The 11,660-nt window shown below is 54.9% G+C and carries 8 protein-coding genes and 1 pseudogene; 5 read left to right on the top strand and 4 right to left on the bottom strand.

The window, feature by feature from the left end:
* Positions 1-14: 14 nt before the first annotated feature.
* The 3 genes from QN062_RS09245 to QN062_RS09235 form a co-directional block, all read right to left on the bottom strand.
* On the bottom strand, positions 15-929 hold the full coding sequence (locus tag QN062_RS09245; protein WP_369341511.1) for an ABC transporter ATP-binding protein: 915 nt from the start codon (positions 927-929) through the stop codon (positions 15-17).
* A gap of 361 nt (positions 930-1,290) precedes the next feature.
* Positions 1,291-2,517, bottom strand: a complete 1,227-nt coding sequence (locus tag QN062_RS09240; RefSeq protein WP_369341510.1) for a glycosyltransferase family 2 protein — start codon at positions 2,515-2,517, stop codon at positions 1,291-1,293.
* Entirely contained in the window at positions 2,517-3,956 is a 1,440-nt protein-coding gene (locus QN062_RS09235; RefSeq protein ID WP_369341509.1) for an AI-2E family transporter, read from the bottom strand. The genes QN062_RS09240 and QN062_RS09235 overlap by 1 nt, the downstream gene beginning before the upstream one ends.
* A gap of 106 nt (positions 3,957-4,062) precedes the next feature.
* Between QN062_RS09235 and QN062_RS09230 the strand changes: the two are divergent.
* Positions 4,063-4,920: pseudogene (locus QN062_RS09230) on the top strand (glycosyltransferase); the annotation flags it as partial.
* 289 nt (positions 4,921-5,209) lie between these two features.
* On the opposite strand, the gene QN062_RS09225 reads toward QN062_RS09230, so the two are convergent.
* Positions 5,210-6,112, bottom strand: a complete 903-nt coding sequence (locus QN062_RS09225) for a TetR/AcrR family transcriptional regulator (protein ID WP_369341508.1) — start codon at positions 6,110-6,112, stop codon at positions 5,210-5,212.
* 223 nt (positions 6,113-6,335) lie between these two features.
* On the opposite strand from QN062_RS09225, the gene QN062_RS09220 reads away from it, so the two are divergent.
* The 4 genes from QN062_RS09220 to QN062_RS09205 all read left to right on the top strand — a co-directional run bounded on the left by QN062_RS09220 (position 6,336) and on the right by QN062_RS09205 (position 11,519).
* Entirely contained in the window at positions 6,336-7,184 is an 849-nt protein-coding gene (locus QN062_RS09220) for an aldo/keto reductase (protein WP_369342593.1), read from the top strand.
* 270 nt (positions 7,185-7,454) lie between these two features.
* Positions 7,455-8,966 carry a phytoene desaturase family protein gene (locus tag QN062_RS09215; protein ID WP_369341507.1) on the top strand — a complete coding sequence of 504 codons (1,512 nt, stop codon included), beginning with the start codon at positions 7,455-7,457 and terminating at the stop codon, positions 8,964-8,966.
* Positions 8,959-10,032: a phytoene/squalene synthase family protein gene (locus QN062_RS09210; RefSeq protein ID WP_369341506.1), complete on the top strand. Its 1,074-nt coding sequence runs from the start codon at positions 8,959-8,961 to the stop codon at positions 10,030-10,032. Before QN062_RS09215 ends, QN062_RS09210 begins: the two co-directional genes overlap by 8 nt.
* Positions 10,017-11,519, top strand: coding sequence for a DUF92 domain-containing protein (locus tag QN062_RS09205; protein ID WP_369341505.1), 1,503 nt, complete (start codon positions 10,017-10,019; stop codon positions 11,517-11,519). The genes QN062_RS09210 and QN062_RS09205 overlap by 16 nt, the downstream gene beginning before the upstream one ends.
* Positions 11,520-11,660 lie beyond the last annotated feature (141 nt).

Genomic DNA, 11,660 nt, shown 5'->3' with positions numbered 1-11,660 from the left:
GCCTCGGCATTGGCTCATCCTTGCGCTGCAGCGGTTCCCCCGCCCTGCAGCCACGCGATGTGCGCGGCCTGATGCCTGCCGCCCACCAACTGCAGGAAGCGGTCCTCGAGGTCCTCCCCGGCGGCTACCTGGGCTATCGTGCCGTCAGCCTGGACCTGTCCATTCGCAATGATGGCGACATGCGTGCACATCTTCTCCACCAGTGCCATGACATGCGAAGAGATTATGACCGTGCCGCCGGTCTGTGCATATTCGATCAGGATGTCCTTGAGGTTTGCGCTCGAAACCGGATCGACGGATTCAAAGGGCTCATCGAGGACGAGCACGCGTGGACTGTGAATCATGGCCGATGCAAGGCATATCTTCTTCATCATTCCCGAGGAATACTCGGCGACCATCAGATTGCGGGCCTCTTCCAGGTCGAATGCAAGGAGCAGATCGTTGGCCCTCTGCTGCGACTCCTCTCGCTTCATGCCACGCAGCATGCCTGAATACAGCAGCAGCTGTAGCCCAGTAAGCCTGTCGAAGATCTGGGATGGCTGAGGCATCACGCCGATCATGCGCTTTACACGGCCAGTCTCCCGCCATACGTCAACGCCGAGCACCGTCGCAACGCCTGCGTCAGGCACGAGCATGCCGGTGGCCATGGTGAGCGTGGTGGTTTTCCCGGCCCCGTTCGGGCCTACGATTCCATAGAACGAACCCACCGGAATGTCGAGGGACAGCCCGTTGACGGCGACCTTGTTGCCATAGTATTTTGCCAGACCGCGAAGCGACATTGCCGCACCTTCATTGGGAGCGAGATAGTCATTGCCACCTTGCCGCTCGGGAGGAGTGCCGGGACCTGACGTCTCCTGCGGATAAGCCGACTGTGAGTGGGCAGACTGTGAGTGAGCCTGCTGCGTATAGGCCTGCTGTGAATCCCCCATTGCTCCGCCTCCATACGATTCGGCACTGCCGCGTGCCTGTTGGATTTCGATTGGCTCTGGACCTGCACCACTGGGTGTATCGTTCATATTCCAAGCATAACGTGCCTTCAGATGCTCAGCGTGTTCTCAGCGTCGCCTGCGAGCATGCAAGTTTTTGGCACTTGTCCAAGTACAAACGCCCAAAAACGGTGTCAGTTCGGTCGCCATCGGCTTGATTTCAGCAGCTTATACATTGGCTAGTGCCAAAAACTTGCATGCCCGCGGAATGCTCAGATCGAATTCCGCATTCCGAGATGAAAAGTATCGCATGTCGAGATTGAGCGCCGTACCATCAGCGCCCCTACCATCAGCGCCTAAGCCATCAGTGCCCGTGATGCTCGATCGGCTTCCACTCCGGCTTCGAGAAGATCGCCTGGAATGAAATCGGAATATAGCTCAGCATGTACACCGGAAAGCTCAGGCAATAGGCGAACAGTTCCTTGTTCGAGGCACCGATGCGATTCCTTTCCGCGATGATCGTCATGGCCGCGAGCGCCATCATCGAAAGCATGCTCACCACGATGCCCGAGAAATATCCCGAGACTGCGCTGAGCTGGGTCGAAAGCGTGGTGAATCCGCACAGTACGAAAATCATCGACAGCACCACTCGAATGGCTCCGAAAGCCGTGAACGGGCATATGAGCAAGGTCAGGTCCACCGCTGAAAAATCCCTTTCCTGGATCGCTCGACGCATCAGACTCGGTCCGTAGTATCGAAAGACCTGCAGGAATCCTTTGCTCCAGCGCACACGCTGACGCCAACTCTGCTTGAAGGTCACAGGCTGCTCGTCATAGAGGATGGCGGTGCCGCAATATCCAATGCGATCTCCGTGAAGGATCGAATCCATCGTGAACTCGAGATCCTCGGTCAGCAGATGGAACTTCCACCCATTGTTGCGTTCCATGATTTCCCTCGAGAACATGAATCCCGTCCCACCAACGTGGCAGCTGGAACCGAAGACCATGCGAGATGAATTCAGGAATCGCGATTCGCGGATGAACCAGAGCGCCGAACCCGATGAGACCCAGTTCTCTGAGAAGTTCACGGAATTGCGGTAGCTTGTCAGAATCTTGAATCCTGACTGGAATGCCTTGTTCATTTCCTCTATGTATTTCGGGTGCAGAAGGTTGTCCGCATCAAAGACGAAGTATGCGTCATAGACCTTCGCCATCTCGGACCTGTTGATCTGATCCAGCAGGAAGGTGAGCGCATATCCCTTGCCGATCTGATCCAGGTCGTCACGTTCGACGACATGGCATCCCATGCTTCGCGCCAATCCCGCCGTATCATCGGTGCAATTGTCCGCAACCAGCCAGATGTCGATCAGGTCGATCGGATACGACTGCGCGTGAATGGAGCGGATCAGATTGCCGACGACAAGCTCCTCGTTACGAGCCGATATCAGCACCGCAAAATGCTTGTCCATCGGAACATCCTTGAATGTCACCGGCTTCGAAACGAAGGAGGTAAGGATGCACACTGCCTGATATATGATGCTGACTATTCCCAAGATCCACAGCATCCAGTCCAGAACTCCAAGAATCGCCATCAACGCCACCTGTTCCGAGGATTTTCAAGGTCTGAACCATTATCAGCCTCCGACGATGCATTCAGGTCCTTCGACCCCGTCTTCAGCGTTGAATTCTTGTTCTTCCTCTGCGGAATCGCAACTGTCTGCGATGTGTCCAAATCATGCGAGGTCGGTATCTGCGAGGATTCTTGCTGCGTCGACTTGCTCTCTGACTCGCTGTGAATGCGTGAGCTCGATCCACGCGCCGCACGTGGGATGCGCTGGGCGACCGGTCGTATGACGTGCTCGTTGAATGCCTCGGCGCCCTCGATTACCTTGGACTTCTTGACCGGCTTCGGATCGTTGAGCAAAGGCGAATCAATCAAGTCATATTGCTTGGTATACGCCTTGAAGATGGCCTGGAAGCTGGCCGCGACGGGCAGTGCGAGGAATGCCCCGAGAGCGCCGAATACCGCACCGATCCCGAGCACCGAGAGAAACGCCACGGCGGGGTTCAGATCCATCGTGCGCTGGGATATCTTTGGCGCAAAGATCAGGTTCTCGATCTGCTGATAGATGATGATGTATGCGAGAATCGCGATCGCCTGCGTCAGACCGACGCTTGCCCAGGCAGCCACGATTGGCAACGCGCCTCCTATGTACGTTCCTATGGTGGGAACGAATTGCGATACCAGGCCGCAGAACAGCGACAGAGGCAGCCAGTAGGGAACATTAAGGATCACCAGGAAGACTGCGAGACAGCCACTGTTGATGATTGCAAGAATGGTGCGGCTGAACAGGAAGCTCGAAATCTGATCCTGTGCCACGGTCCAGACGAGCACAAACTTTCGCTGTGACCTGGGGCTCATCCACTGACAGACGCTTCGACGCATCTTTGGGCCAGAGGCTGAAATGTAGAAGGTCACCAGCAGCACGGTGAGCAGGTTCAGCACGGCGCTCAGGAAACTCATGGTCGTCGAAATGGCCTGCCCTGCGAAATCGCGCACCCAGGAAGTCTGTATGCTGCCGAGTATCTCATTGCCCAAATCCCCTATTGCAGGAAGCTTCCATGAAGTCTTGCTAGCAACCGTATTGGCTATGTCCTCATAATATTTTGGAATGCCCGAGATCATGGCGGTCGCCTGCTGCACGAACAGGCTGCCGAATGTGGCCATCAAGGCAAGCACGATGACTATGAAAAGCACGATGGACACGCCCGATGCGGCCCCGCGTCTCCAGCCATGTCGAATCATCATCTTCACCAGTGGTTCCAATGCCAGGGCGATGAAGATGGAAATGACGACATCGAGTACGAGAAACTCTATCTTCCCCCAAGACTTGTATACGAACCATGCAGCGAACACGCCTATGGCCGTATAGAGCAACGCTCGCCCGTACCATTCAGGGGGTCGCCTGGGATCTCCCTTTGCTGGAAACACCGAGGCAAGGTCGAATTGTTCGTCGTCTTTGGAAGTCATATGCTCCATTATCCACATCAAAAACGACAAGCTCGGTTCGCCGCTTCCGATTTATGTGAGATTCACCCAATCAGACCTGTATGGGCTTGCACGTATTCTAGTGCCTATGCTGACTGTTTCGATTGTCATCCCTGCATGGAACGAAGAGGAACGCATCGCTGATTGCTTGCAGAATGCCACAAGTCAAACAGTGATGCCACACGAAGTCATAGTCGTTGACAACCGTTCCACCGACGACACGGTCAAGGTCGTGAAGCAATTCATCCACGAGCACCCCGAGGCAAAGGTACGTCTGCTCCATCAGAATAAGGAGCAGGGACTCATCCCCACGCGCAACTGGGGTCTGAACCATGCCACGGGCGAGGTTCTCGGCCGAGTCGATGCCGACTGCATGCTCAAACCGGATTGGGTCGAGGTCGTTTCAGGAATCTTCACCGAGGATCCGGACGCCATGGGTGCCACCGGCCCCGTGGTGTATTACGACATGCCCGCAAGACGAATCGGCCTGAAGGGCGACAACCGCATCAGAAGAAACATCTATCGTGCGGATGGCGGCCATTATCTGCTCTTCGGCTCCAACATGGCTCTGCGGGCCACGGCGTGGAATGCGATTTCCAAGGAAGTGTGCCGCGACGAATCCGACGTCATGCACGAGGATGTCGACGTATCCCTGCATCTGCTTGGCAAAGGGTTCGAAACCGTCTACTCACCCCGCATGATCGCCGGCATGAGCGCGCGCAGAATCGACACCTCCCTGTCCTCCTTCCGCCGTTACATGAAACGCTTCCGCAACACCTTCGATGCTCACCCGCAGCACTGGCGCACCGAGAAACCCGAGCACACATTGTTTGCGCTCTACCCGATCTTGAGAACCTTCTACCCTGCATACCAGAAATATCTAGGGCTTCGAGACATCAATCCTGCCGAACGCGTCTGGGTGCGCGAGCAGATGGACATGATGCAGCGCGACGAGGAAGACGCCGAAACCTCGGGAATCTATGCTGGCGGTTTCAATGACGACATCCAGAGTGAGGATGTGACCGAGGACGGGACCGGGAACGCCACCAAGAACAAGACTGCCACAGAAACCACTGCCGCCAAGGAAAGCGGCGAGCGCACGGAAGCCACTTCCCCGCGCGAGATGCGGATGATGGCAGGCTCGATGATTCGCGACAGAGACTGAGCCTTCGCCAACTGCTCAGACGGGCAGTGCAGCCGATGACATCGCTGAAAACGTTGCCGGAAAGGCCCGATCAGGGCATGAGATTCTGCTTCTTGATGGTCTCGATATCCGGGTTGCCGTTCGGGTCGCGCGTCCAATCGATGATCGTGCACAGCTCAAGCAGCAATCGCTCGATATCCAGATCCGGATCGATCAGTCGCTGAACCAGCAGACCATCGGTAACGGCGTTGAAGATTCTATCGAGATCGCTCGGCGCAAGCTTGGCGCTCACGATGCCTCTTTTCTGGAGACGTCTGAGCATGGGAACCGAGATCGCCGAAGATATGCTGCGCCTTTCCATGAAGTACGCGTGTGCCGGATTGTTCTTGTCAGCAGCACGAACCGACATGTACGAATACAATTCGACAAGACCCGGCACCTGGGCCTTATGAGCCATGATCTGTACCAGGCGCGACAGTATGCCTACGTGTTCGCGTGGCTGCGCAGGCAAAAGGTCGGCACGCTCGTCGATCATTTTGATGGCATTTCCGGAAAGCTTCAACGAGAATTCCCCGGCCTTGCCTTCTCGGGATGATTCTCTTTCGGCATGCTTCTCCGATTCGGATTCTTGGGAGTCGCTGCCCGCAGGACGATCGCTCTCGTCCGCGTCATCATCGCCCGATTTGCTATCGCCGGATTCTGCCTTTCTGCATGTCTTCTCTGACTCGAAGGGCCCCGAACCACCATGTTCGATGTTCAGTCTGAACAATTCATACAGCTCGTTCTTGTCATTTTCGCGCAAAATTTCAACATATAGGTCGTCCTTCGTTCCAAAGTAATGCAAAAGGCCAGCCTCAGACAGATTGACGGATTCTGCGAGCTCTCGAAGCTTGGTTGATTCAAAGCCATTTTCCGCAATGAGCTTGAGCGCCTGACTCAGAATTTCCTGGCGCTTAAGCACTCCCTTGGAATAAGATCCACGTTTTTTCGTCATTCAAACAATGTTATATCAAGGAGCTGAGCAGCACATATGAAATGTTCAGATTTCTTTTTCGCCTGAATCTATCTCTCAGCACAAAGTGACTTATCGAAAGCCTCATGCGTAATGTTATAAGGAAGGCCATGGCATATGGATTTTCAGACTGAGTGAGAGGATTTCGATAGTGAGCGATCAGAACAGCGAACATAGGAGCGAACAAGACGCATCGAATCAGGGCATTCTCAATCCGCCCGATATTCCTGTCAGAAAGTCGCACAGCGGATTCGAACTTCCGGCGATCGGATTCGGAACCTATAAGATCAATGGATTCGATGGAATCGGTGCGATTGAGTCCGCGCTGCGAGTCGGGTATCGACTCATAGACAGCGCATATAACTATGAGAACGAGGGCATCGTCGGCCGTGCGATTCGCGAGTCCGACATTCCTCGTGAAGACGTTACGGTAACGAGCAAGCTTCCTGGTCGGCATCAGGACTACGATGCCGCACGCGTAACGATCGAGGAAAGCGTCGCCCGCATGGGCCTCGACTACATCGATCTGTACCTGATTCATTGGCCCAACCCATCCAAGGGCAAGTACACCGATGCCTGGCGTGCGCTCATCGATGCGAAGAAGCAGGGCATCGTGAAGCATATCGGCGTGAGCAACTTCCTTCCGGGCCATATCGACATGCTCATCCATTCGACCGGCGTTGCTCCAGAGGTCAACCAGATTGAGCTCCATCCATATTTCCAGCAGTCGGCGCAGCGCGCCTATGACAACACCCATGGAATCATCACCGAAGCCTGGAGCCCACTGGGCAGGGCCAACCAGATGCTCAAGGACACCACCTTGACGGCGATCGCGAAGAAGCACGGCATCTCAGTCGTTCAGACGATTCTTCGCTGGCATGTCCAGATTGGCGATGTTTCGATTCCAAAGTCCATGAATCCGGAACGTCAGCGCGCAAACATCGATCTGACCAGTTTCACACTCGACGGTGACGATATGAAGCAGATAGCCGCCCTTGACAATCCCGAAGGCCGCTCATTCGCGCAAAATCCACAATGGTACGAAGAATTCTAGAGTTCTTGAGGCACGGTGAGCTTCATATTGTCTCATTCAAGGTGAGATTGTGAGTTTTGCGGCAATTGCAAAGTACAGCCACTGATTTTCCGCATGACCTCGGTCGCGAAATCAACGAAAATTGAAGTTTATACTCTGCAATTGTCGCAAAACTCACAATCTCACCTTTTTCCCTGTTTCAATGAGTGCGTTTGGGCCTATTTCTCGGTAGAGTCGTTATCGGTTTGACAGCGAAGGTCTACAATAAGGACAACAGTAGGGGCAGGGAACTTGGGGAAGAAAGTCGTGGTCGTTGGGGCCGGAATTGGCGGCCTATCAGCGGCCATCCGTCTGCAGCATGCCGGATATTCAGTGGAAATCTACGAAAAGCAGAGCATACCCGGTGGCAAGATGCATCAGATCCGCGAGCAGGGGTTCACTTTCGATGTCGGTCCGACCATCGTGATGATGCCTTCGATATACCAAGACATCTTTCGTCTCTGCGGCCGCGATCCCGATGACTACATCCCAATGACCCGCCTCGACCCGATGTACGAGGTCTTCTTCGAAGGCGATCCGATACGCCATTACACGATTGGCAACAACCTTCCCGATCTGATGAGGATGGTCGAAGCCAAGGGGCCTCGCAATGCCAAGGGATTCCTCGATTATCTGAGCGAAATGTATACGCGATACCAGGTCGCGTACCAGCATTTCATAACCCGCCCCTTCCGCCACCGACGAGACATATACAATCCGTACATGCTCGTCCAGGCGATGAAGCTCAAAACCTTCGGCAGCGCTGACAGGATGATGGCGAAGTTCATGCCCGACAAGGACCTGCAACGCATGCTGAGCTTCCAGACCTTATATATTGGCGTGTCTCCGACAAATGGACCGTCGCTCTATAACATCATTCCGATGATCGAGCTGCTCTATGGAATCTGGTGCATCAAGGGCGGCATGCATACGATGGCCGAACAGATGGCAAGGCTCTTCGAAGAGATAGGCGGCAAGATCCATTACAATGCCCAGGTTCGGAAAATCGTTGCCACCGATGGCAGAGTCCAGGGCATACAGGTCGATGACAGGCTCATCGAGTCTCCATACGTCGTTTGCAACGCAGACTTCCCCTATGCGATGAAAGAGCTCGTCGAAAGCCCAAGGATCAGGGGAAAATACTCACCCAAAAAAATCGACAGTATGGACTATTCATGCTCCTGCCTTGTTTTCTACTGGGGTGTGAAGGGCACATACGACCACCTTTCGACACATAACTTCGTCATTTCTTCGCAATATGACGACAATCTGCGCAGCATCTTCGATGGAAGCGAGATTGAGCACCCATCCATCTATCTTCACATTCCGACGCAGACCGATCCAAGCATGGCTCCCCAGGGACAGTCCGCATTCTATGCGCTTCTGCCGATCTCGGAACTTGGTACGGCCAAATATTCCTGGAATGAACAGACGGTGAAGCTGTATAGAGACAAGGTCTTGCAGGCATTGACCCGACTCCCCGGACTTGAGAACCTGAAGGAGAGCATCGTCTTTGAACGGGTTTTCACGCCCGAGGATTTCAAGCAGGAATTCAACGCGTATCGTGGGGCGACCTTCGGCCTTCAGCCAACCTTGCTTCAAAGCAATCACTGGCGTCCACAGGCGAAAGCCAAGCACTGCGAGGGTTTGTATTTCACGGGAAGCAGCACGCATCCTGGCGCAGGAGTGCCGATCGTAATGCAGAGCGGTAAGATTTGTGCAGAAGAGCTGCGACGCGACGAGAAAGGTGATTCCTTTGAGTGAAGGCCAAGATGGCAGTCACGATGCGACGGCAAGTCAATCTAAAAATCTAGGAACACCTGCTTTTGGTGACTTTTCCCACTCTGATACCAATGTCGTCGATCTTGAGCAGTCCTTCGCCTCGGCTCTGGAAATCATGAAGACACAGGCCGTCAGCTTCTATCAGGCGTTCAAGGGGCTTCCCAAGGAACGGTTCATGGCGGTCACCGCCGTCTACGCATTCTGCCGATATGCGGACGATGTCGTCGACGAAGGCGGCAGCTCCGCGTTGCCACAGCTCGATGACCTGGAACGTTCGATACGGGCATTGTTCGAGGACGGCACGGGCCCCGCCGGCGACGCGCCTTCGACTTTCGCGCCGACACTCCCCTGGTGGCCAGCCTTCACCGCAAGCGTGCACCGATACGGCGTTCAGGAACGTGGCCTGCTCATGCAAATTCAGGGACAGCGAAGCGACGCCGACTTTCATGACATCGAGTCCACCGATGACCTGATCGAATACGCGCGTCTTGTCGCCGGATCCGTCGGCAGGATTCTTGTGCCGATTCTGGTCAGGGATCGCGCCATGATAGAGAACGAAGACTTCATGCAGGCGTGCGAGAAACTCGGCATTGCGATGCAGATCACCAACATTCTGCGCGATGTCGGCGAAGACATCCGCGAGCGCGACCGCGTGTACATTCCCCGAGATCTGCTGAAAAGCCATGGCATCTCGAGAGAGGCGCTGCAAGGGCTTGCCCATGCCGACGCAGCCTCATTCAAGGAACGCACGGAGCCACGGCAAGGCTATGCCCCTTCCATTCCAAGAAACTTCATCGTGCTCTGGGAACAGCTTGCGACGCTTGCCGACAGTCTGTACCTTCCATATCAGCACTATCTTGATCAGTTCCACGCATCCGCCCGTATCCCGCTCATCACAGCGGCAAAGCTGTATCAGGCCATCGAGCAGGCGGTCCGCGACCACGGGCATGACTGCTTCACCAGGCGCTGCTACACCAGCAAGGCCACACGCATCCGCATCGTCACCGAAATACAGCTACGGGAGAAAGCACCATGGAAAATATCGTAAGTCTGGCAATTTCACTGGCCTACATACTGCTCGTGATCGGGCTTGCGACGCTTATTGCACACCATCAGGGCGGAAGAAGCGAGTATTCACGCAAGTTCGTGCATATCATGGTCGGCAACTGGGTTTTCATCACGCCATACTTCACATCGCTGTGGGCTGTGGCTCTTGTTCCCTTTCTGTTCATCATCATCAATGCGTTGAATTCGCGGTTCCATCTGTTTCCTGCAATCGTGAGGGAGCACGAGAACCTCGGAACCGTCTATTACGCATTCAGCATGTGCGTGCTCAGCTCCGCCGCCTTCGAATTCGGATGGCATGAGCTTTCGTTCATCGGTCTGCTGACGATGGCCTATGGTGACGGTCTTGCCGCACTTGTCGGCGGACGCTGGGGCCGGCACCATCCCTTCGCCTTTGCACGGGACAAGTCACTTGAGGGCAGCCTTTGCGTTGCCATCGTCGCGTTCCTGACCACGCTCGCATGCGTCTTCGCATTCCCCGAATTGCATGCAGATTCACTGACCATGGCCAACGCATGGTACGCCGGAGAGGCAGTGTCCACGGCCATTTTCTTATTGGAATCCGTTCTGATAGCTCTTGTCACCGGAGCATTCGCAGCATTCGTCGAGCTGACGGGCACGAATGGGTGCGACAATCTCTCGCTTCCCATTTCGACAGGCATCTTCGCATCGCTGCTGCTTCGCTATGGTTCCATCGGCATGACCATCTATCTGCTTGTCGCCCTGGGCATCCTCATCTATGCATATCGCAGATCGGCAATCACCACCGATGGCATCGTCGCCGCTGAATTGACGGCCGCGACGCTGTATGCATTCTCTTCGATCTGGGTTGCTGGCAGTCTGCTACTGTTCTTCATCGCAGGATCGCTCGTGTCGAAGATCAGCAACCGTTCCAAGCGAAAGGGCGAAAGTAGACAGGGCGATGTCGGAGCCAGGAATTGGAAGCAGGTCCTGTGCAATTCGCTTCCTGCATGCGTGGCTGTCTGGCTCTCCCATTTCTCGCAGAGCACGAACACGGGAGCGTTGATCTGCTTCAGCGTGTTTGCCGCGGCATGCGCCGATACATTCTCTTCGGAAATCGGCATGCTCAGTCATGGCAAGGTCTTGAATCTCATCAATCTCAAACCGGTTCCCAACGGCACATCGGGCGGCGTGACCTTGCTTGGCGTGATTGCCGGAATCGCCGGCAGCGCGCTGCTCGCCATTCCAAGTGCCGGTCAATATGGAATCCGGGGCTTTGTATTCGTGTGCGCGCTTGGCTTCGCAGGAACTCTGGTCGACAGTGCACTTGGATCCACCATTCAGCAGCGCTTCGCCGACGAAAGCGGCCAGCTCATGGATGCCCCCGCCTATCCTCGGCAGCGCGCCGCGGTCGGCATCGCATACACCAGCAACAACGTCGTCAATATGCTCACGCTCATATTCATTTGCCTCTGCGCATACGCTCTCAGAGGCTTCGTCATAGCCTGAAAAGGCCTCATTCGATTCAATTTGCAAGTTTTTGGCACTTGCCAAAGTATAACTGCCCGCAATCGCTGAAAAATCGACCGGGATGAAGCCAAAAACAGCCATTTATACTTCAGCAAGTGCCAAAAACTTGCATGCTCGAGC

This window comes from Bifidobacterium sp. WK012_4_13 (genome assembly GCF_041080835.1).
Lineage (GTDB): Bacteria > Actinomycetota > Actinomycetes > Actinomycetales > Bifidobacteriaceae > Bombiscardovia > Bombiscardovia fermentum.
Note: the sequence above shows the minus strand (reverse complement) of the source record. Positions and strands in the feature narration are given on the sequence as shown.

Bases quoted from the DNA above. Each gene is read 5' to 3' on its own strand.
- QN062_RS09245 (WP_369341511.1), bottom strand. From the start codon at position 929: ATGGGGGATTCACAGCAGGCCTATACGCAGCAGGCTCACTCACAGTCT.
- QN062_RS09240 (WP_369341510.1), bottom strand. From the start codon at position 2,517: ATGGCGATTCTTGGAGTTCTGGACTGGATGCTGTGGATCTTGGGAATA.
- QN062_RS09235 (WP_369341509.1), bottom strand. From the start codon at position 3,956: ATGACTTCCAAAGACGACGAACAATTCGACCTTGCCTCGGTGTTTCCA.
- QN062_RS09225 (WP_369341508.1), bottom strand. From the start codon at position 6,112: ATGACGAAAAAACGTGGATCTTATTCCAAGGGAGTGCTTAAGCGCCAG.
- QN062_RS09205 (WP_369341505.1), top strand. From the start codon at position 10,017: ATGGAAAATATCGTAAGTCTGGCAATTTCACTGGCCTACATACTGCTC.